At 73.4% G+C, this 20,870-nt stretch carries 17 protein-coding genes and 7 pseudogenes; 10 read left to right on the top strand and 14 right to left on the bottom strand.

The window, feature by feature from the left end; genetic code table 11:
- Positions 1-261: a nucleotidyltransferase family protein gene (locus UK82_RS31630; RefSeq protein ID WP_083507245.1), complete on the top strand. Its 261-nt coding sequence runs from the start codon at positions 1-3 to the stop codon at positions 259-261.
- Positions 262-563: 302 nt separating this feature from the next.
- Here the strand turns inward: UK82_RS31630 and UK82_RS18315 are convergent, their stop codons facing one another.
- Positions 564-1,706 carry an Mrp/NBP35 family ATP-binding protein gene (locus tag UK82_RS18315; RefSeq protein ID WP_044883470.1) on the bottom strand — a complete coding sequence of 381 codons (1,143 nt, stop codon included), beginning with the start codon at positions 1,704-1,706 and terminating at the stop codon, positions 564-566.
- Between the two features lie 338 nt (positions 1,707-2,044).
- Between UK82_RS18315 and UK82_RS38550 the strand changes: the two are divergent.
- The 3 pseudogenes from UK82_RS38550 to UK82_RS38540 all read left to right on the top strand — a co-directional run.
- Positions 2,045-2,288, top strand: a pseudogene (locus tag UK82_RS38550) (MarR family transcriptional regulator); the annotation flags it as partial.
- A gap of 1 nt (position 2,289) precedes the next feature.
- Positions 2,290-2,492 (top strand): annotated as a pseudogene (locus UK82_RS38545) (MarR family winged helix-turn-helix transcriptional regulator); the annotation flags it as partial.
- A 1-nt stretch (position 2,493) separates the two neighbouring features.
- Positions 2,494-2,566: pseudogene (locus tag UK82_RS38540) on the top strand (MarR family transcriptional regulator); the annotation flags it as partial.
- 72 nt (positions 2,567-2,638) lie between these two features.
- On the opposite strand, the pseudogene UK82_RS38535 reads toward UK82_RS38540, so the two are convergent.
- From UK82_RS38535 to UK82_RS18300, 4 genes and pseudogenes are all read right to left on the bottom strand, one after another.
- Positions 2,639-2,761, bottom strand: a pseudogene (locus UK82_RS38535) (phosphatase); the annotation flags it as partial.
- 1 nt (position 2,762) lies between these two features.
- Positions 2,763-3,267, bottom strand: a pseudogene (locus UK82_RS38530) (phosphatase); the annotation flags it as partial.
- A gap of 1 nt (position 3,268) precedes the next feature.
- A partial coding sequence (locus tag UK82_RS38525) for a PHP domain-containing protein (RefSeq protein WP_236706094.1) occupies positions 3,269-3,505 on the bottom strand: 237 nt, incomplete at its 3' end.
- Between the two features lie 88 nt (positions 3,506-3,593).
- A complete protein-coding gene (locus UK82_RS18300; RefSeq protein WP_044883472.1) occupies positions 3,594-5,036 on the bottom strand; it encodes an aldehyde dehydrogenase family protein in 1,443 nt (480 codons plus the stop codon).
- A gap of 204 nt (positions 5,037-5,240) precedes the next feature.
- On the opposite strand from UK82_RS18300, the gene gabT reads away from it, so the two are divergent.
- The 3 genes from gabT (at position 5,241) to UK82_RS18285 (ending at position 8,428) form a co-directional block, all read left to right on the top strand.
- On the top strand, positions 5,241-6,617 hold the full coding sequence (gene gabT / locus UK82_RS18295; RefSeq protein WP_044883473.1) for a 4-aminobutyrate--2-oxoglutarate transaminase: 1,377 nt from the start codon (positions 5,241-5,243) through the stop codon (positions 6,615-6,617).
- Positions 6,618-6,859: 242 nt separating this feature from the next.
- Positions 6,860-7,504, top strand: a complete 645-nt coding sequence (locus tag UK82_RS18290) for a DUF6758 family protein (protein WP_044883474.1) — start codon at positions 6,860-6,862, stop codon at positions 7,502-7,504.
- A 30-nt stretch (positions 7,505-7,534) separates the two neighbouring features.
- Positions 7,535-8,428 (top strand): diacylglycerol kinase family protein, encoded by an 894-nt coding sequence (locus tag UK82_RS18285; RefSeq protein WP_044883475.1) that lies wholly within the window; start codon positions 7,535-7,537, stop codon positions 8,426-8,428.
- A 19-nt stretch (positions 8,429-8,447) separates the two neighbouring features.
- Here UK82_RS18285 and UK82_RS38520 read toward each other — a convergent pair.
- The 6 genes and pseudogenes from UK82_RS38520 to UK82_RS18265 all read right to left on the bottom strand — a co-directional run.
- Positions 8,448-9,040: pseudogene (locus tag UK82_RS38520) on the bottom strand (cbb3-type cytochrome c oxidase subunit I); the annotation flags it as partial.
- A 49-nt stretch (positions 9,041-9,089) separates the two neighbouring features.
- Positions 9,090-10,184, bottom strand: a 1,095-nt coding sequence (locus UK82_RS38505) for a cbb3-type cytochrome c oxidase subunit I (RefSeq protein WP_236706093.1), incomplete at its 3' end; no start/stop codon positions are given.
- Positions 10,185-10,462: 278 nt separating this feature from the next.
- Positions 10,463-12,196, bottom strand: coding sequence for an alkaline phosphatase D family protein (locus UK82_RS18275; RefSeq protein WP_082121645.1), 1,734 nt, complete (start codon positions 12,194-12,196; stop codon positions 10,463-10,465).
- A 112-nt stretch (positions 12,197-12,308) separates the two neighbouring features.
- Positions 12,309-12,470, bottom strand: a pseudogene (locus UK82_RS38500) (MaoC family dehydratase); the annotation flags it as partial.
- A 1-nt stretch (position 12,471) separates the two neighbouring features.
- On the bottom strand, positions 12,472-12,815 hold a 344-nt coding region (locus UK82_RS18270), incomplete at its 3' end, for a MaoC family dehydratase (RefSeq protein ID WP_236706092.1).
- Between the two features lie 119 nt (positions 12,816-12,934).
- Positions 12,935-13,543 (bottom strand): suppressor of fused domain protein, encoded by a 609-nt coding sequence (locus tag UK82_RS18265; protein WP_044883478.1) that lies wholly within the window; start codon positions 13,541-13,543, stop codon positions 12,935-12,937.
- Between the two features lie 157 nt (positions 13,544-13,700).
- Here UK82_RS18265 and UK82_RS18260 point away from each other — a divergent pair, with 157 nt between their 5' ends.
- Complete coding sequence (locus UK82_RS18260; RefSeq protein ID WP_055408318.1) at positions 13,701-15,185, top strand: TerD family protein; 1,485 nt, start codon at positions 13,701-13,703, stop codon at positions 15,183-15,185.
- Here UK82_RS18260 and UK82_RS18255 read toward each other — a convergent pair.
- The 3 genes from UK82_RS18255 to UK82_RS18245 form a co-directional block, all read right to left on the bottom strand.
- Positions 15,160-16,170, bottom strand: coding sequence for an NAD(P)-dependent oxidoreductase (locus tag UK82_RS18255; RefSeq protein ID WP_052680928.1), 1,011 nt, complete (start codon positions 16,168-16,170; stop codon positions 15,160-15,162). The genes UK82_RS18260 and UK82_RS18255 overlap by 26 nt on opposite strands.
- Positions 16,171-16,288: 118 nt before the next feature.
- Positions 16,289-17,500 carry an acyl-CoA dehydrogenase family protein gene (locus tag UK82_RS18250; RefSeq protein WP_044883480.1) on the bottom strand — a complete coding sequence of 404 codons (1,212 nt, stop codon included), beginning with the start codon at positions 17,498-17,500 and terminating at the stop codon, positions 16,289-16,291.
- A gap of 66 nt (positions 17,501-17,566) precedes the next feature.
- Entirely contained in the window at positions 17,567-18,526 is a 960-nt protein-coding gene (locus UK82_RS18245; RefSeq protein WP_055408316.1) for a CoA ester lyase, read from the bottom strand.
- Between the two features lie 424 nt (positions 18,527-18,950).
- On the opposite strand from UK82_RS18245, the gene UK82_RS18240 reads away from it, so the two are divergent.
- Positions 18,951-20,208 (top strand): magnesium transporter MgtE N-terminal domain-containing protein (locus UK82_RS18240; RefSeq protein WP_236706091.1); only part of this gene is annotated, 1,258 nt, incomplete at its 5' end.
- Positions 20,205-20,831 (top strand): DUF1003 domain-containing protein, encoded by a 627-nt coding sequence (locus UK82_RS18235; RefSeq protein ID WP_236706090.1) that lies wholly within the window; start codon positions 20,205-20,207, stop codon positions 20,829-20,831. The genes UK82_RS18240 and UK82_RS18235, both read left to right, overlap by 4 nt.
- Positions 20,832-20,870 lie beyond the last annotated feature (39 nt).

Here is a 20,870-nt window from a genome sequence, read left to right as displayed (position 1 = left end):
CTGACCCGATCCGCCGGATCCAGAGCCGGGCGGTTCACCCTGTTCGGCTCTCAGACGCGCGGTACCGCGACCGCCGACAGCGACATCGACATCCTGTACATCCTTCAGCCTGGCCGGCGCCTGGGCTGGGACATCGAGCAGCTCGCGGATGACCCCGCAGGCCTGTTCGGACGGCCCGTCGATCTGATCTCCGTCGGCGGGCTCCACCCGTCGCTACGCTCGTCCGTCCTAGCGGAAGCACGGCCCATGTACGCGGCGTGACGTCCTCCTGCTCGCTGAGATGATCGAAGCGGCCGACCAGGCGCAGAAGCTCACCGAGGGGATCACCACCGACGGTCTGGAGGCGGACCGGCAGCGCCGCGACGCGTTCCTGTGGAACTTCACCGTAACTTCCTGCGGGCGGGAGGACGGGGGCTCGATCCCACCAGCAGGGGAGTGCAGGAAGCAGGACGCCCGCGGGCGGCCGGGGGTCGGTGAGTGTCACCGGGGACCGGGCGCCCGCGGGCGTGGGCCGTGCTGCGGGGTTGTTGTGCTGCGGGGTTGCCGTGCTGCGGGGTTGCGCCTCAGCGACCGGCGGGGGTCAGGTTGAGGCTGCGGCCGGCGAGGCCGCGGGAGCGGTAGGTGAGGCGGTCGGCCACGGCGCGCAGGGCCTTGCTGGCCTCGCTGTCCGGCTCGGCGACGACGAGGGGGACGCCGTTGTCGCCGCCCTCGCGCAGGCGGACGTCCACCGGGACCTGCGCGAGCAGGGGGACGTCGTGGCCGAGGACGCGGGTCAGGCGCTCGGCCACGGCGGCGCCGCCGCCGGAGCCGAAGACGTCGACGCGCTCCCCGCAGTGCGGGCAGGGCAGCCAGGCCATGTTCTCGACCACGCCGACGACGTTCTGCCGGGTCTGCACGGCGATGGTGCCCGCGCGCTCCGCGACCTCGGTGGCGGCGAGCTGCGGGGTGGTGACCACCAACAGCTCGGAGGAGGGCACGAGCTGGGCCAGGGAGATGGCGATGTCCCCGGTGCCGGGCGGCAGGTCCAGCAGGAGGACGTCGAGGTCACCCCAGAAGACGTCGGAAAGGAACTGCTCAAGGGCGCGGTGCAGCATCGGCCCGCGCCAGGTCACCGGCTGGTTCCCGCGGGTGAACATGCCGGTCGAGATGACCCGGACGCCGTGCGCCTGGGGGGGCATAATCATCTTCTCGACCTGTGTGGGCGGGCGGTCGATGCCGAGCATCCGGGGCACGGAGTGGCCGTAGATGTCGGCGTCGAGCACGCCTACGGAGAGGCCCGATCGGGCCATCGCCGCGGCCAGGTTCACAGTGATCGAGGACTTGCCGACGCCGCCCTTGCCACTGGCGACGCCATACACCCTGGTCATGGAGCCCGGTTGAGCGAACGGGATCACCTTGGGGGCGATGCCGCCGCGCAGCTTCGTGTGCAGGGCGGTGCGCTGCTCGTCCGTCATGACCTGCAGGTCGACGCGGACCTCGCGCACCCCCTCGACCGCGCTGACGGCTCGGCTGACACGGTTGATGATCTCATCGCGCATCGGGCAGCCGGACACGGTGAGCAGCACCGTGATGTCAACCGAGCCGTCGTCGAGCACGTGGACCGACGAGACCATGTCCAGCTCCGTGATGGGGCGGCCGATCTCGGGATCGTGCACCGTCGCCAGAGCCGACTGGATCGCGTCGGAGGAAGGCCGGGATGGGGACAAGGGAAACCTCAGTCACTGATTGGCATCAGATGCGGCCCTCGGAGCCGCCGTTGGCTCCACGATAGCCCGCGGAAAGCTCGTCGGCGTTGGCCCGCCGGCCAGGTGTGAGCCACGGGTGCCAGGACCCGGATGAATCCGTCGGTACCGGCGGTTGTCGATCGGTGTGGGCCGCCGGTTCTCGGGACCTGTCGGGTATCTGACTCGAAACCGGGCCGATCGCCGTGACCTGGATGTTGGGACGCGCGGCGGCGCCCCCGGCCCCGGCCGGTGCCGCCGCGGGAGAGCCGGTGCGGGCACGTTACGGCATAGGCTGATCGAGGCGGCAGCGGGAGGACGCGATGGCAGTCGAAGAGGTGATCGGCGCCAGCTCCGAGACCGACGCGGACTGGGTCGACGAGCGCGGCATGCGGGCCTGGCGGGGGCTGCTGCAGGCGCACGCGCACGTCACCAGGGTGCTCGAGGCCGAGCTGGAAGCCATCCACCATCTGCCGTTGGCCTCCTACGACGTGCTCGTCCAGCTCGCCGAGGCGCCGAACCACGAGCTGCGGATGAGCGAGCTGGCGCAGGCGGTGCTGCTGTCCCNCAGCGGGCTGACCCGGCTGGTCGACCGGCTGGAGCGCGAGGGGCTGGTCGCCCGGCGGAGCTGTCCGTCCGACGCTCGCGGCACGCTCGCCACCCTGACGACGCAGGGTCTCGACCGGCTTCGGGCCGCCTCCGGCACCCACCTGAAGGGGGTGAGCCGGCACGTGCTGTCCCACTTCAGCCGGGCGGAGCAGGACCAGCTCGNCGAGCTGCTCGGGCGGCTCAGCCCGGGGTGCGACCGGGACGCCGGCGCCGGAGGGTGCGGCAAGGGCGTGTGAGCCTGGCCGTGTCATCCCGGCGGGTGGCGGGTGGCAGGTGCGGGAGGCGGGCGGTCGGGTTCCGCGCGGTGGTCAGGTCGGGGAGGGGCCGTGGAGGGGTGCGGCGCCGGTGGCGGCGGCGACCAGACGCTCGTAGGACTCGCGGCTGGTCGTCTCGGCGGCGAGGCCCTGCGGCTTGCTGCTGCCGTGGAAGTCNCTTGATCCCGTCACGATCAGGCCGAGGTCGGCGGCGAGTCCGCGCAGCCGGCTCCGTTCGTCGGCGTCATGGTCGGGATGGTCGACCTCGACCCCGCCGAGTCCCGCCCGGGCCATCTGCTCGATCACGTCGGGGCCGACCGTCACCCCGCGCCGGCTGGCGAACGGGTGCGCGAACACGCTGACTCCGCCCGCGTCGCGGATCAGCCGCAGGGTCCGCCAGACGTCCGGCTGCTCCTTGCCGACCCAGTACGGCCCGCCGGCGCCGATCCAGTCCCGGGTGAAGGCCGCCGCCACCGTCGGCACCAGCCCGGCCTCGACCATCGCCGCGGCGATGTGTGGGCGGCCCACCGTCCCGGCGGCGAGCTGCGCCACCCGTTCCCAGTGGATCGGGTGCCCGTCGGCGGCCAGCCGGTCGGCCATCCGGCGGGCGCGGACGGCCCGGTGCTCACGGATCTGGGCGCGGACCGCGGCGAAGGCGGGCTCGGCCGCGTCGAACAGGTAGGNCAGCACGTGCAGGGAGATCGACCCGCCGGGCACCTCGACGGAACAGGAGATCTCCGCGCCCGGCACCAGGGTGAGGCCGCCGGGCAGCGCCGCGGCGGCGCGCCCGAGGCCCGCGGTGGTGTCGTGGTCGGTCAGCGCGATGACCGTCAGACCCGTCTCGGCGGCGAGCCGGACGAGGTCCTCCGGTGCGACCAGGCCGTCCGACGCGGTGGAGTGGGTGTGCAGGTCGATGGTCACCTGCCCATGCTGTCAGCTCNCCCCCGCCCGCCGCACCGCGTCGAGGGCCGGCCGGCCGAGCGTCACGGCCGCCCGGCGGCTCGGGTGACTACAGGTCGAGGCCGGTGAGGACCAGGACGCGCTCCTCGGTGAGGTCGGTCATGGCCGCGCGGACGCCCTCCCGGCCGATGCCGGAGCCCTTCGTACCGCCGTAGGGCATCTGGTCGGCGCGGTAGGAGGGGACGTCGCCGATGACGACCCCGCCGACGGCGAGCTCGCGGTGGGCGCGGAACGCGGTGGTCAGGTCGTGGGTGAACACGCCGGTCTGCAGGCCGAACTCGCTGTCGTTGACGCGGGCGAGGCCCTCGTCCAGACCGTCCACCGCGGACACGACGACCACCGGCCCGAAGACCTCCTCGCGCACCACCCGGGCGTCGGCGGGGACGTCGGTGAGCACGGTCGGGGCGATGCTCGCGCCGGTGCGCGTGCCGCCGCAGACGAGCGTGCCGCCGGCGGCGACGGCCTCGGCGATCCACTCCTCGACACGGCGCGCCGCGGCGGTGTCGATGAGCGGGCCGACGTCGGTGGCCGGGTCGGTCGGGTCGCCGCCGCGCAGCGCCCGCACCGCGGTGGTGATCTCGCGCAGCAGCTCGTCGTAGACGGACCGGTCGGCGTAGACCCGCTGCACGGCGATGCAGGACTGGCCGGCCTGGTAGTTGGCGAACAGGGCGATGCGCCCGGCCGCGCGGGCGAGGTCGCCCGGCGCCGCGTAGTCGGCCGCCACCAGCACGGCGCCGTTGCCGCCGAGTTCGAGCACGACGTGTTTGCGAGGCACCGCGTCGCGGATCGACCAGCCGACCGGGCCGGAGCCGGTGAAGGAGACCACCGGCAGGCGCGGGTCCGCGACGAGCCCGGTGACCTCGCTGTTCGGGACGGGCAGGACCGACCAGGACCCCTCGGGCAGGTCGGTCTCGGCGAGCAGATCGCCGAGGAACAGCGCGGACAGCGGCGTGCGGGGAGCGGGCTTGACGATGATCGGGGCGCCGACCGCCAGCGCCGGCGCGACCTTGTGCGCCACCAGGTTCAGCGGGAAGTTGAACGGGGTGATCCCCAGCACGGGCCCGCGCGGGAAGCGCCGGCTCAGCGCCAGGCGCCCCTCCCCGGTCGGGTCCGTGTCCAGCCGGGTCAGCTCGCCGGTGAAGCGGCGGGCCTCCTCCGCGCCCCAGCGAAACGTCGAGCTTGCCCGGGCCACCTCGGCCCGAGCCCAGGTCAACGGCTTGCCGCTCTCTGCGGTGATGAGCCGGGCGAGCTCGTCGCCGCGCCGGGCTATCTCCCTGGACACGTGCGCCAGGGCCGAGGCCCGCACGTGCGCCGGCAGCGCCGAGAACCGCGGGGCCACCTCGGCGGCGGCGGAGACGGCGCGCTCGACCTGGTCGGCGTCGGGCTGCGCCACGGTGGCCACGAGGCCGTCGTCGAAGGGGTGGCGGACATCGATCGTCGCGGCCCCCTCGGCGCGGTTGCCCGCCAACCAGAACGAGGTGACGTCAGCCATCGCGATCCGCCCCTGTCGTCGCCATCAACCGTCATCCTAGGCGCATCGCCGGCGTCCCAGCGGCTCCAACGCGCCCGGCCGGCGCATCGGCGCGCGCCGTCGCCCGGCGGCGCTGAGCTGGGCGGACAGGCCGGTCCCGAGTCCGTGGTCGGGGGACGATGCCCAGGTGGACAGCGGCTGGACGAGCAGGCGGGAGCCGAAGAGATGAACCCTCCGAACGTGCCGGCCCACGGCGGCCCGGGGCTGCCCCAGGTCCGCCGCCTCGTCACCGAGATCCCCGGACCCCGCTCGCGCGCGCTGGCCGCCCGCCGGGCCGGCGCGGTGGCCCGGGGGGTGGGCGAGACCCTGCCCGTGTACGTGCACGCGGCCGGCGGCGGGGTCGTCGTCGACGTCGACGGCAACTCGCTGATCGACTTCGGTTCGGGGATCGCCGTGGTCAGTGTCGGCAACGCCGCGGACGACGTGGTCGCCGCGGTGCGCGAACAGGTCGGCCGGTTCACCCACACCTGCTTCATGATCACGCCGTATGAGGGGTACGTCGCGGTCTGCGAGGCCCTGAACCGGCTGACCCCCGGCGACCACGACAAGCGCACGGCGTTGTTCAACTCGGGGGCGGAGGCCGTCGAGAACGCCGTCAAGATCGCCCGTTCGGCGACCGGGCGCGACGCGATCGTCGTCTTCGAGCATGCCTACCACGGGCGGACGAACCTGACGTTGGCGATGACGGCGAAATCGATGCCCTACAAGGCCGGTTTCGGGCCCTTCGCGCCCGAGGTCTACCGGGTGCCGCTGGCCTACCCCTACCGCTGGCCGACCGGTCGCGAGCACTGCGGCGAGCAGGCGGCGGCGCGGGTGATCGAACTCGTCCGGGACGAGATCGGTGCGGGCGAGGTGGCCGCGATGGTCATCGAGCCGATCCAGGGGGAGGGCGGGTTCATCGTTCCTGGCCGCGGCTTCCTGCCCCGCCTCGCCGAGTTCTGCGCGGACGCCGGCATCCTGTTCGTCGCCGATGAGATCCAGACCGGCTTCGCCCGGACCGGCACGCTGTTCGCCTGCGAGGACGAGGGCGTCGTGCCGGACCTCATCACCACCGCGAAGGGCATCGCCGGCGGGATGCCGCTGGCGGCGGTCACCGGACGGGCCGAAATCATGGACGCCCCGCAGGTCGGCGGGCTCGGCGGTACGTATGGCGGCAACCCGGCGGCGTGCGCGGCGGCGCTCGCGGCGATCGGGTTCATCGAGTCCGCGGACCTCGCCGGGCGCGCGCGGCGCATCGGCGAGCTGGCGCTGCCCCGGCTGCGCGCCCTGGCGGCGCGGCACGACGTGGTCGGGGACGTCCGCGGGCGGGGCGCGATGCTCGCCCTGGAACTCGTCCGCGGCGGTGGCGACACGAGCCCGGACAAGGAGCTGACCGCCGCCGTCGCGGCGGCCTGCCACCGCCGCGGCCTGATCGTGCTCACCGCCGGCACGTGGGGCAACGTGCTGCGGCTGCTGCCGCCGCTGGTCATCGACACCGCGCTGCTGCTCGCCGGTCTCGACGTCCTCGACGAGGCGTTCGCCGAGGTCGCCGCGGGCCGCTGAGGCCGGGTCGGCAGGCCTGCCCACGCTCCGCGCCCAGGCCGCTCACCGTCCGCTCATGGGCCGATCGCCGGCCGATCGCCGGCCGGTCACGGGCCGCTCGCGGGCCGGTCACGGGCCCGTCATGCCCGGCGGATCGGCACATCTGTGCTGGTGGGACGGTTGCTTGTGGTGAAGGGCGGGAACAGCGATATCGGAACCGCCGAGATCCGGCGGCTCCGTCCACCTACGCCAGGAGGCGCCCGGTGACCATTGCTGCCGCCTGCCCTCGTTGTCTCGGCCCGCTCCGCCCGCCCGACCTGTGGAGCAGCCAGTACCGCTGCGACGAGCACGGGGAGGTGAGCCCGTACCGGACGGCCGTCTCCTCCCGCGAGCAGGCGTTGCACGCCCTGGCCACGACCTCGACCGTGCCCGTGTGGCTGCCCGAGCCCATGCCGGTGCACTGGTACATCAGCGGAGTCGGCTGGGCCGGTGACGAGCGCACCGGGCCACGGGCCAGCGCGCTCGCCCTCGCCGGCCCCTGCCCGCTGGGTGGCCCGGCGGAGATGATCCTCGTCGCCGAGGCGCCCGGGGTGGGCCTCGGTGCCCGGCTCGCGGGCATCACCGGCCTCGACCCGCAGACGCTGCCGGGCGCGCCCGAGGCCAAGGTCGAGGCCGCCGGGCATCCCACCGCCATGTGGCCGCTGGCCGTCCCACCCGACCGGGCCGCCTTCGTCGGGGAGGCCCGCGGAGTGTGGCTGTGGCTGGTGCTCTGGCCGGCGGACGCGGCGCTGATCCTGCTGGAGCACCTGGTGCTGCGCGACGTGCGTGATGCCCCCGAGATCGGCGAACGGTCCTTCTTCGGCGCCGTCAGCGAGCATCTCCCCGTCGCGCCGTCCTCGGTGCGGTGAGCGAGGTTCCCGCGGCCGTACGCTGATCGGATGGAGGTCGATCGGCGGCTGCTCACCGTGATCGTCAATCCGAGCGCGGGGCGTGGGCGGGCGCTGCGCCTGCTCGACGGCGTCCGCGCCGAGCTCGACCGGTGGGCCGCCGACGTGCGGGTCGTCCCCACCCGCGATCTCGCCCACGCCGGCCGGCTCGCCGCCGAGGCGACCGCGCAGGGCCGGGTGGTGGTGGCGCTCGGCGGGGACGGCCTGGCCGGGGCGGTGGCCGGGGCGGTGGCGCGGGCGGGCGGGCTGCTCGCCGTGCTGCCCGGCGGCCGCGGCAACGACTTCGCCCGCGGGCTGGGCCTGTCCGCCGACCCCCGCCGCGTCGCCGCCGAGCTCGCCGGGTTTCGGGAGCGGCGGGTGGACCTGCCCGAGGTCGGCGGCCGGCCGTACCTGGGGATCGCCAGCGTCGGTTTCGACTCCGACGTGCAGGTCATCGCCAATCAGACCCGTCTGCTGCGCGGGCGGCACGTCTACACCTACGCGGCGCTGCGGGCGGTGGCGGCCTGGCGGCCGGTGCGGTTCACGGTGACGGTCGACGGCGGGCCGCCCCGCGCGCTGCACGGCTGGACGGTCGCCGCGGCCAACGCGGCGTACTACGGCGGCGGGATGCGCTTCGCCCCCGACGCCGACGTCGCCGACGGGCTGCTGGAGATCCTGCTGATCTCGCGGACGTCCCGGCTGACCTTCCTGGCACTGTTCCCGCGGGTGTTCACCGGCCGGCACGTCCACACCCGCCACGTGCAGGTGCTGCGGGGGCGGCGGGTGCACATCAGCGCCGACCGGCCGTTCGCCGTGTACGCCGACGGGGATCCGCTGGCCGACCTGCCCGCGGAGATCCTGGTCCGGCCGGGTGCACTGCGCCTGCTCGTCCCGGCCGGTCCCTGAGTCGCCGGGCGACTGCCGCCTACTGTTCGCGCTGGGCGGGTTGGGTGTGCGCGGCGGCGAGCTCCGGCGTCGCGTGGTAGTCGACGAGACCGCTGATCTGCGGGTAGTGCAGGTCGAAGGCGGGCCGCTCGGAGCGGATCCGTGGCAGTGACCGGAAGTTGTGCCGCGGCGGCGGGCAGGACGTCGCCCATTCCAGCGAGTTGCCGTACCCCCACGGGTCGTCGACGGTGGCGAGGGCGCCGTGCCGGTAGGAGTGCCACAGGTTGTAGATGAGCGGCAGCGTGGACGCGGCGAGCAGGAACGCGCCGGCGCTCGAGACCGTGTTCAGGGTGGTGAAACCGTCGGTCGGACCGTAGTCGGCGTAGCGCCGCGGCATGCCGCGCACGCCGAGCCAGTGCTGCACCAGGAACGTGGTGTGGAAGCCGAAGAACATGGTCCAGAAATGGACCTTGCCCAGCCGGTCGTTCATCATCCGGCCGGTGATCTTCGGGAACCAGAAGTAGGTGCCGCCGAACGCGGCGAAGACGACGGTGCCGAACACGACGTAGTGGAAGTGGGCGACGACGAAGTAGCTGTCGCTGACGTGGAAGTCGATCGGCGGGCTGGCCAGCANCACCCCGGTCAACCCGCCGAANAGGAANGTCACCAGGAAGCCGAGNNNGAACAGCATCGGCGTCTCGAAGGTGAGCTGCCCGCGCCACATCGTGCCGATCCAGTTGAAGAACTTGATGCCGGTGGGCACCGCGATGAGGAACGACAGCAGTGCGAAGAACGGCAGCAGCACCGCGCCGGTGACGAACATGTGGTGCGCCCACACCGCGAGGGACAGCACGCCGATCCCGATCGTGGCGAAGACCAGCCCCTTGTAGCCGAACAGGGGTTTTCGGGAGAAGACCGGCAGGATCTCGCTGATGATGCCGAAGAACGGCAGAGCGATGATGTAGACCTCGGGATGGCCGAAGTACCAGAACAGGTGCTGCCACAGGATCGCGCCGCCGTTGGCCGCGTCGAACACGTGCGCGCCGAACCGGCGGTCCGCCTCCAGCGACAGCAGTTGCGCGGCCAGCACCGGGAAGGCGACCAGCACCAGGATCGACGTCACCAGGAACGTCCAGCAGAAGATGGGCAGCCGGAACATCGTCATCCCGGGCGCGCGCAGCGTCAGGAGCGTGGTGACCATGTTGACCGCGCCGAGGATGGTGCCGAGCCCGGACACCACCAGGCCCAGGACCCACAGGTCGCCACCGGTGGTGGGCGAGTAGATCTTGCTGTTGAGCGGGGCGTAGGCGAACCAGCCGAAGTCGGCGGCGCCGTCCGGGGTGAGGAACCCGGCGATGACGGTCAGCCCGCCGAACAGGAAGAACCAGTACGACAGCGAGTTCAACCGAGGGAACGCCACGTCGGGGGAGCCGATCTGCAACGGCACCAGGAGGTTGGCGAACGCGAACGCCAACGGCGTCGCGAACAGCAGCAGCATGACCGTGCCGTGGATCGTGAAGAACTGGTTGTACTGCTCGTTGGAGAAGTACTGCAGGCCCGGCCGCGCGAGCTCCGCCCGCATCATGACGGCCAGGATCCCGGCGAACAGGAAGAAACCGAACGCGGTGACGAAGTACATCACGGCGATGTCCTTGTGGGACGTCGTCCGCAGGTAGCCGAGCACGTTCGTGCGCGGCCTCGAGTGTGCCGCGACGGAGTCCTGCGGGCTGGGCCGAGCGGGTGACGCCGGTTCCCGCGGCTCCTCCAGAATCGTCACGCTCGGCTCCCGGTTCCTCGTCGTCCGCGCTGCGCCGCGGGCGGCCCGCGGTGAGCGGGCGGCGGCCGACAAGCCGCGGCGACGCTGCCGGCGACCGCGGACCAGCGGCGGTCGGCCGGCGGCAGCCTAACGTGCCGGACGGAATTCCGGTTGGACGCTGGTCGAGTTTTCTTCGATATGTTTCGCGATGCCCCGCCGGGCGATGTGGGGGATTCGCGAAGTTTATTGTCCGCGCGCCCGTGATTTCCGGACGGTCGTGGTCGTGGTCGTGGTCGCGGTCAGGCCGGTCGGGCGCCGGGGACACCGTCCTCGACGACCCAGGTGGCGTCGGTGGAGACCGGCGAGTCCCGCCGGGAGAGGTCGGCGACGACCCGCATGTCCGCGCGCAGTTCCGTCGGCGTCACCCGGATCCGGGTGTAACCCCGGCGATCGCCGCGAAAGTAGCGAACGTGCGGGTTGAGGCGGGCGTTGTTCTCCCGGACGAAGTCGTCGTTGACGAGGAAGAAGGCCGAGCTGATCGAGGTGCAGACGAACTCGGTCGCGACCGCGGGGGTCTCCGGTCGGTCGAAGTCGACGCGCAGGTCGTTCACCCAGGCGCAGTGGAGGTCCCCGGAGAGCACCACGGGATTGCGGACCCGGCTGTCGCGCACCCCGGACAGCAGTCGCCGCCGGTAGGGGCGGTAACCGTCGTTCTGGTCGAGGTTGGTCAGCATGCTCCCCGACCCGACGGGAAGCTGGCCGTCGAGCTGGGCCATCATCGTCTGCTGCGCGATCACGTTCCAGCGGGTCCGGGAGGCGTCGAGCCCCGCGCGCAGCCAGCGCTCCTGGGCGGCCCCGGCCATCGTGCCGCCGGTGTTGCCGGCGCCGAGCGCGGCCGGGCCGATGGCCTCCGGCGAGTTGCCCGGCACCGGGGTCCGGTACTGGCGGGTGTCCATGACGTTGAGCGTCAGCAGGCCACCGAAGGCGAGGCGGCGGTAGATGCGCAGGTCGGGCGAGCCCGGGTTGAGTTCGGCCCGGATCGGCATGTGCTCGTAGTACGCCTGGTAGGCGGCGGCCCGCTGGCGGGCGAAGGTGGCCGGGTCCTGGTGGCGGTCGCCGGCGTCGCCGGCCTCGTCGACGAGGCCGGCGTAGTTGTTCTCGACCTCGTGGTCGTCCCAGGTGACGACCCAGGGCGCGGCGTGGTGGGCCGCCTGCAGAGCCGGGTCCGCCTTGTACTGGCCGTAGCGGTTGCGGTAGTCCGCCAGCGTCTGGAGCTGGTCGAGTCCGGGCTGCTGGGGGGTGGTGTGCAGGCGGTCCGGGAACCGGCTGTCCGGGTCGTACTCGTAGATGTAGTCGCCGACGTGCACGACGAGGTCCGGCGCGTCCGCGGCGATGGCGTCGAAGGCCGGCCAGTAGCCGTTCTGGAAGTCCTGGCAGGAGGCCAGCGCCAGGGTCAGCGCCCCGCCGGCGGCGTCCGTGCCGGCCTGCGGGGCGGCGGCGGTCCTGGTGCGGCCGACGGGGCTGAGCACGGTGCCGGCCCGAAAACGGTAGAAGTACTCGCGTCCCGGCTCCAGGCCGCGGACGTCGACGTGCACCGAGTGGGCGAACGCCGCCTGCGCGGTCTGCGTGCCGGCGCGCACCACCGAACGGAAGTTCTCGTCGGCGGCGATCTGCCAGTCGACCGGGACGTCGCGCGAGGGCATCCCGCCGCCCTCGCTCGGGCGCGGCGCCAGCCGGGTCCACAGGATGACGCCGTCAGGCAGCGGGTCGCCGCTGGCCACCCCCAGGGCGAACACCCCATCGGTCACCCCTGGGACGGGGGTCGGCGCGCGCAGCGTCGGCGCCGGGATCGGCGTCGGGCCGCCCGAGCCGCCGCACGCCGCCAGTCCCACCGCGGCCGCCGCCGCGCCCCCGAGCCCCAGCCCGCCGAGCAGCACCGCCCGCCGGTGCGGGCGCCCGTGCGGGGCCGAGCCGGAGCCGGCGGCCAGGGATCGAAGGGGACGAGAGGGGCCCGCCGCGGCATCACCGGTCACAACGTCATGAGACTAGTGCGTCCGGACCAGCGGAGAGGGGTCGGACCGGCAGAGAGGGGCCGGACCAGCGGAGAGGGGCCGGATCCTGCGGGTGGGGTGCGGTCAGGTGCGGTCAGGCGGGGGCGGGGGCGGGGCGGCCGGGCTGATCGCCGCCGTGCGCCTCGCCGTAGGCCCGCGTCGCAACCAGCACCTTGCGCCGGTAGACGCAGACCAGCGTGCCGTCCTGGTTGTTGCCGCGGGTCTCCACGGTGACGACGCCCCGGTCGTCGCGGCTNCGAGAGGGGACCTTGTCGAGCACGGTGGACTCGCCGTAGATCGTGTCGCCGTGGAACACCGGCGCGACGTGCCGCAGCGACTCGACCTCCAGGTTCGCGATGGCCCTGCCGGAGACGTCCGGGACCGACATGCCCAGCAGCAGGGAGTACACGTAGTTGCCGACCACCACGTTCCGCTTGAACTGGGTGCTCTGCTCGGCGTAGTGGCTGTCCAGGTGCAGCGGATGGTGGTTCATCGTGAGCAGGCAGAACAGGTGGTCGTCGTACTCGGTGACCGTCTTGCCCGGCCAGTGCCGGTAGACGGCGCCCACCTCGAACTCCTCGAACCAGCGGCCGAACTGCATGACGGACCCCCTCCGGGCGCGGCGTGGGCAGCGCACCGCATGCCCTATCGAATGCAGAGAGTAGTCATCCTGTAGCCGTGTAGCCGTGTAGCCGTGTAGCCGGGTCCGCGCGGGCGGCCTCAGCCGAGATCGACCTCGCGGCGGTTGGGGTCGCGCAGGTCGGTGCCGGCCGCGAGCCAGCGCTGGTGCAACGCCTCCGGTCCCTGCACCCGCTTGAAGGCCGCCTCGTTCATGGTCATCGGCAGGACGGGCAGGAAGCGCACGGGCGCGGCGGCGGCGAACGCGGGGTCGTCCAGGGCGTCGGCGAGCGGCAGGTCGGGGATAAGGCCGCCGGGCTCACCGACCAGCACCGCGGTGAACGGCGCGCCGTCCCACAGCGGCTCGCCGAGGTCCAGACCGGCGCCGGGGGCGATGGGCCGGCCCTCGACGGCGGGGACGGCCGCGAGCACGGCGAGCCGGCGCAGCACGCTGTCGCGGCGGCCGCGCAGCGACAGCACGAGCTCGGCCCGTGGCCCGGCGGGGTCGCGCACGGCGGAGTCGGACGCCGTCATCGGCTCCCGGGACATGCCGAGGGTGAGGTACCGGACGACGCCGCCGCGGTCGGGACCGAACCGCAGCACGTCCAGCGGCTCCGTGCCGAGAAAGGTCACCGAGGCGCGGCCGGTATCCCGACCGAACAACGCCGTGACGTGCCCCTCGACCGATCGACTCAGGGCGCTGTCGCTCACGGGACCCGTGCCGCAGTTCGCATGGGATCGATCGTAGGGTCGGCGGGAGCGCTCGTGCCGCCGGCGGCGTTCGGGAACCGTCGTACCCGGCGGGTGCGTTCACCATCCCGGCGGGCGTGTTCACGATGGTGCGCGACGACCTCGGGAGGCTACGGCTGTGGGACAGGTGCTGACGAAGGGCGGCAACGCGCCGTTGCCCACCACCGACGTCCGGGTGGAGATCGCCTCGTCGATCTCGCTGGACATCGCCGCGATCCTGGTGACGGCCGCCGGCAAGGTGCGCACCGACGACGACTTCGTGTTCTTCAACCAGCCGACCGGCCCGGGGGTGCGGCTGCTGCCACCGGCGGCGCTGGAGTTCACCCTGACGGCGGTGCCGCCGGACATCGACAAGGTCGTCGTCACCGGCAGCCTGGACGGCTCCGGCCCGGTGACGTTCGCGGGCGTGCGAGGGCTGGGCATCTCGGTGCGCGACGCGCGCGGCGGCGCCGAGCTGGTCCGGTTCGACCCCGCCGGGCTCGGCGCCGAGACCGCGCTGATCCTCGTCGAGCTCTACCGCCGGGCCGGCGCGTGGAAGGCACGCGCGGTCGGGCAGGGCTACGCCTCCGGCCTCGCCGGCATCGCCACCGACTTCGGCATCGCCGTCGACGATCCCGGCACCTCCGGCCCGTCGCCGGCCGCGGCCCAGCCGCCGGCCGCCCCACCCCGCCCGCAGCCTGCCGCGCCGGTGGGGCAGCAGTGGGGCCCGCCCGTGCCGCCGGCGCCGCCGGCCGCTGCGGCGCCCGGGGGGCAGCAGTGGGGCCCGCCCGTCCCGCCCGCGCCGGCCCCGGCCGGTGGGGCGCCGCAGTGGGGCGCGCCAGCGCCGCCGCCCGGTCAGCAGTGGGGCCCGCCGCCCGCGGCGCCGCAGTGGGGTGCGCCGCCGCCCGGTCAGCAGTGGGGGCCACCCGGCGCGCCGCCGCCCGCGCCCGCCGGCCAGCCGTGGGGTCCGCCCGTGCCGCCGCCCCCGCCGGCCGGCGGTCAGCAGTGGGGCCCGCCGCCCCCGGCTCCCGGCCAGCCCGGCGGCCGGATCAACCTGGACAAGGGCCGGGTCTCGCTGACCAAGGGCCAGAGCGTGTCGCTGGTGAAGACCGGCGCGCCCCCGCTCACCCGGGTGCGGATGGGCCTGGGCTGGGATCCGGCGCAGCGAGGTCGGTCGATCGACCTCGACGCGTCCTGCATCCTGTTCGACGAGCGCGGCAAGGACGTGGACAAGGTGTGGTTCATGTCCAAGAAGGGCGCGCGCGGCGCGGTGCGCCACTCGGGCGACAACCTCACCGGCCGCGGCGACGGCGACGACGAGACGATCCAGGTGGATCTCGCCGCCCTACCCCCGAACGTCGTCACGCTGATCTTCACGGTGAACAGCTTCCAGGGGCAGCCGTTCACCGACGTGCGCAACGCCTACTGCCGCCTCTACGACGACGTCACCGGCCAGGAGCTCGTCCGCTTCGACCTGTCCGAGTCCAAGCCGTCCACCGGGCTGGTGATGTGCCGGGTGCAGCGCGAGGGCGGCGGCCAGACCTGGGCGATGACCGCGATCGGCGAGTTCCACGACGGCAAGACCGTCCGCGCGATGGTCAACCCGTCGAAGCAGTACCTCTGACCTCCGCATCGCTGACCTCCGCACCTCCGACGTCCGCACCTCCGACGTCCGCCGCCCGCGTGTCGGCGGTGGGCTGGGCGGCGGCGGCGGTGGGCTGGGCGGCGGTGGGCTGAGCGGCGGTGGCGAGGCGGCGCAGGCGGATGACGGCGGTGGCGTCGAGCTGCCCGTCGCCGCGCGCCTGGGAGGCGGCGAGATCGCTCTCGGCGAGCTCGGTCAGCGGCACCGGGACGCCCCGGCGGGCCGCCTCCGCCAGGCAGATCCGCAGGTCCTTGCGCATCCAGTCGACGGCGAAGCCGAAGTCGAACTCGTCGCGGATCATGGTGGCGGCGCGGTTGGTCAGATACCAGGAGCTCGCGGCGCCCCCCGACACGGCGGGTAGCACCTGGTCCAGGTCGAGGCCGGCGGCGGCCGCGAAGTTGAGTGCCTCGGCCGCGCCCTCGATCGCCCCGGCCACCAGGATCTGGTTGACCATCTTCGTGAGCTGGCCGGTGCCGACCGGGCCGATGTGGGTGATCGTCGTCCCGTAGGCGGCCAGCACCGGTCGGACCCGCTCCACCGTGTCCACCGCGCCGCCGCACATGACGCTGAGGCGCCCCGCCTCGGCACCGGCCTGCCCGCCGGACACCGGCGCGTCGACGAAACCGACTCCCACCTGCGCCGCCTGCCCCGCGATCTCGGCGGCCAGCTCCGCCGACGTCGTCGTGTGGTCGACGATCGTCGCCCCCGGCGCCAGCGCGCCGAGCGCGCCGTCCGGCCCGAGCAGCACCGCGCGGACGTCGTCGTCGGCCCCGACGCAGACGCAGACCACGTCGGATCCGGCGGCGGCCTGCGCCGGCGTGGCCGCGACCCGGCCCGGGTGCGCGGCCGACCAGCGCGCCGCGGTCGCCTCCGTGCGGTTGTGGACGACGGTGTCGAAGCCGGCGCGGGCGAGATGGCCGGCCATGGGGAAGCCCATGGTGCCGAGGCCGACGAAGGCAACCTGCATCAGCGTGCTCCTGTTCCCGGATGGCCTGTTCCCGGATGGCCGGTCAGGAGCAGACTACGCATGTCGGACCGGGTGGCCGGCGCGAACGGCGCCCGCGGTCGCCCCCGGCCCGAGCGGGTCAGCGAGGCGTTTCGTACTCCCGCAGCAGGGCCCGGCTGATGATCCGCTTCTGGATTTCGGAGGTGCCCTCGCCGATGAGCATGAACGGCGCCTCCCGGTAGAGGCGCTCGATCTCGTACTCCTTCGAATAGCCGTAGCCGCCGTGGATGCGGAACGCCTCCGTCGTCACCTCGTGGCAGTACTCGCTGGCCAGGTACTTCGCCATCCCGGCGGAGACGTCGTTGCGCTGCCCCGAGTCCTTCTTGCGGGCGGCGCTCACCATCATCAGGTGACCGGCCTCGACCTTGGTCGCCATCTCGGCGAGCTTGAAGGCGATGGCCTGGTGTTCGGCGATCGGCCGGCCGAAGGTGCGCCGGGTCTGCGCGTAGGCGACGCCGAGCTCGAAGGCGCGGATCATGATGCCGCAGGCCCGCGCGGCGACGTTGACCCGACCGACCTCGACGCCGTCCATCATCTGGTAGAAGCCCTGGCCGCGGCCGTCGTCGCCGCCGAGGATCGCCGCGGCCGGCACCCGGTGGTCGGCAAGGATCATCTCGGTCGTCTCGATGCCCTTGTAGCCGAGCTTGTCGATGCTGCCGGGAATGGTGATCCCGCCGTGGGTGCCGAAGCCCGGTTCCTTCTCCAGCAGGAAGGTGGTCATGTTCCGGTAGACCGACTCGGCGCCCTCGTCGGTCTTCACCAGGGTGGCGACGATCCCGGCCCGCGCGCCGTTGGTCAGCCACATCTTCTGCCCGTTGAGCACGTAGCCGTCGCCGTCGTCGTCGACATTCCGGTCGGCCCGGCTGGTGATCGCCGCGACGTCCGAGCCGCAGCCGGGCTCGCTCATCGAGAACGCGCCGCGCAGTTCGCCGGTGGCCATCCGCGGCAACAACCGGCGGCGCTGGTCGGCGCTGCCATGCCGGCCGATCAGGTAGGCGACGATGAAATGGGTGTTGACGACCCCGGCGACGCTCATCCAGCCCCGGGCGATCTCCTCCACGACCAGCGCGTAGGTGAGCAGCGACTCGCCCAGCCCGCCGTACTGCTCGGGAATGGTGATCCCGAACAGCCCCATCTCCTTCATCGACTCGACGATGGACTCCGGGTATTCGTCGGCGTGTTCGAGCTCGGTGGCGAACGGAAGGATCTCCTTGTCGACGAACGTGCGCACCGCCGCGAGGATGTCGCGCTGCACGTCGGTCAGGTCGTCGGTCTGCGCGATCCTGCCCATCGGTCGTCCCCTCCTGCGGCCTGCGCGGCCGGCTGGCGTGCGCGGTCGGCTGGCGTGCGCGGTCGGCTAGCGCCCGACGCCGACCGGCGGCTCGAACTTCCGCGTGCGGGCGAGCCCCGCGGCGCGGCCCTTGCCCGCGACGACCTCGGCCATCTTGCGGCTGGCCTCGTCGATCATCTCGTCGCCGAGCATCACCGCGCCGGTCAGCCCGCCCTCGGCCGAGGTGTGCCAGGCGTAGGCGTCCAGGATCAGCTCGGCGTGGTCGTAGTCGGCCTGGCGCGGCGCATAGATCTCGTTGGCCGCCTCGATCTGGCCGGGATGCAGTACCCACTTCCCGTCGAAGCCGAGCGCGGCCGAGCGGGCGGCGGTCGCCCGGAAACCCTCGGTGTCGCGGATCTGGAGAAAGGGTCCGTCGATTGCCTGCACCCCGCGGGCGCGGGCCGTCTCGAGAATCTTGAACAGCACGTAGTGGAAGGGATCGCCCGGATAGTCCGGGCTGAGCGCGCCGACCGTGAGCGACGGCATGTTGATCGAGGCCATGAAGTCGGCCGGGCCGAAGATGATGGTCTCGATCCGGGGGCTGGCGAAGGCGATCTCGCGCACGTTCGACAGGCCGAGCGCCGTTTCGATCTGCGCCTCGATCCCGATCCGGCCGACCTCGAACCCGAGCACCTTCTCGATCTGGGTGAGCAGCAGGTCCAGCCAGGCCACCTGGGCGGCGGACTGCACCTTCGGCAGCATGACGCAGTCCAGGTTCGCCCCGGCGCCCTCGACGACCTCGATGACGTCGCGGTAGGTCCAGCGGGTCGTCAGGTCGTTCACCCGGACGACCCGGGTCCGGCCCGTCCAGTCGCCCTCGTTGAGCGCCGCGACCACGTTCGCCCGGGCGGCCTGTTTCGCGCCGGGCGCGACCGAGTCCTCCAGATCGCAGAACACCTGGTCGGCGGGCAGGCCCTGGGCCTTGCCGAGCATCTTCGTCGAGGATCCGGGGACGGCCAGACACGATCGGCGGGAACGCTGCGGCATGATCCCTATGCTATCGACTCGTCACTCATCGTGCTCGTTCCCGGTCCGGGATCCCCGGATCGATCCGTTCGGTGAGCATCCCTGCGTCGACCTGTGCCCACCTGTGGCCGCCGGTGCCTCCTTCGATCCTCGACGACCAACGGCGACCATCCGCGCCGCGGCCTGTGCCCGGCCGCGCCCGGACGGCCTCACCGGCCCCGTGAATGCCCAGGCGGGCGGGTATGCCGGGGTCGGGGTTGCGGGAAGCGCCCGCGCGGGTAGCCTCCGGCCGTGAACAGGACTGCGGCGCCGGCCCGCGGCGGTATGCCCGCCTACGTCGGGAACGGTCAGTGACCAGGATGCCCACGCGCCCCACCCAGTCCAGGGTGTACTGCCGCCGCCTGGCCGGCCTGCTGGTTCTCGACCCGAACGGCGACCAGGTCGNCCGGGTCCACGACATCATCGTCACGCTGCGCCTCGGGCACGAGCCGCCCCGCGTGCTGGGCCTTGCCGTCGAGGTCCAGCGCCGGCCGATCTTCGTGCCGATCGGGCGGGTCACCGGCGTGGAGTCCGGCGCGGTCGTGCTCTCCTCGGCCCGGCTGAGCTGGCGACGCTTCCAGCAACGGCCGAACGAGACCAGGGTCCTCGGCGAGCTGCTCGACCGCCGCGCGACGCTGCTGTCCTCGGACACCGAGGTCACCGTCGTCGACGCCGCGATCGAGCCGATCCGCGGCGGGGACTGGGTACTCGACCAGGTGGCCGTCCGCACCGGTCGGGGTCGGCGCGGCGAGGTGCGCACCGTGGCCTGGGACGAGGTCACCGGCCTGTCACTGGCCGAGGGGGGCCAGGGCGCGGCGAACCTGCTGGCCGCGTTCGAGAAGCTGCGCCCCGCGGACCTCGCGACCCTGCTGCACGACCTGTCCGACAAGCGGCGCGCCGAAGTCGCCGCGGCCCTCGACGACGAACGGCTCGCCGACGTCCTGGAGGAGCTGCCCGAGGACGAGCAGGTGGAGCTGCTCGGCGGGCTCGCCGAGGAACGCGCCGCCGACGTGCTGGAGGCGATGGGCCCCGACGACGCGGCGGACCTGCTCGGCGAGCTACCCGCCGAGGACGCCGAGCGGCTGCTGCGGCTGATGGAGCCGGACGAGGCCGCCGACGTGCGCCGCCTGCTGCGCTACGCCGACGACACCGCCGGTGGGATCATGACCAGCGAGCCGGTCGTGCTCGCCCCGAACGCGACGGTGGCCGAGGCGCTCGCGCGCATCCGCGAGCCGGAGCTGTCCCCGGCGCTGGCCGCGCAGGTCTACGTGGTCCGCCCACCGTATGAGACGCCCACCGGCCGCTACCTGGGTCTCGCGCACTTCCAGCGGCTGCTGCGGGAGCCGCCGTCCACCCTGGTCGGCGGCGTGATCGACGTGGACATGGCGTCGCTGCGGCCGGAGACCCCGCTCGCCGAGGTCACCCGGCTGCTGGCGTCGTACAACCTGGTCGCGGCGCCGGTGCTTGACCGCGGCGGACGGCTCGTCGGCGTGGTCACCGTCGACGACGTCCTCGACCACCTGCTGCCGGCCGACTGGCGCGAGCGCCAGCTCGAATCCGACGTCGACACCCACACGACGCCGGGCCTGTTCGCCCCGCCCCCGGGCGGTGGGGAACCCGGCGCCCTGGGTGGGGTGGGCGCCAGCCCGCCGGCGGCTCCGTGAGGGGGCGCCGGCGCGGCGCGCGCCTGGACCAGCCGCGGCTGTCGCGGCGCGCGTCGCTACGGCCCGCCTACGAGCCGGACGCGTTCGGCCGGATCGCCGAGCGGGTGGCCCGGTTCATCGGGACGGCGCGCTACCTCGTCGCCCAGAGCATCGTCATCGTGTTGTGGGTCGCCTACAACGTCTTCGTCCCCAGCTCCGCGCGGTTCGACGAGTTCCCGTTCATCTTCCTGACGCTGGTGCTGTCGCTGCAGGCCGCGTACGCGGCGCCGCTCATCCTGCTGGCGCAGAACCGGCAGGACGACCGGGACCGGGCGAACCTCGCCCAGGACCGGGAGCAGTCGGTCCGCACCCGCGATGACACCGAGTACCTGGCCCGGGAGCTGGCCGCCGTGCGCATCACCATCGGCGAGCTGGCCACCCGCGACTTCCTGCGCTCGGAGCTGCGCGCCCTGCTCGCCGAGCTGGACGCGGCCGAACACGACCGCGACCGGGAACGGCGCGACCGGCGCCGACGCCGCGAGGGCGAGCGCCCCGCCCGCCGCGACCGGGCCCCCGCCGCAGAGCAGGACACCGCCCGGCCCGCCGGTGGGTCGCCCGGCGGGCCGCAGGAGCGCGAGCGCTGACCGCGGGAGCTGACCGCGGGAGCTGACCGCGGGAGCTGT

The sequence above is a fragment of the Frankia sp. ACN1ag genome (genome assembly GCF_001414035.1).
Lineage (GTDB): Bacteria > Actinomycetota > Actinomycetes > Frankiales > Frankiaceae > Frankia > Frankia torreyi.
Note: the sequence above shows the minus strand (reverse complement) of the source record. Positions and strands in the feature narration are given on the sequence as shown.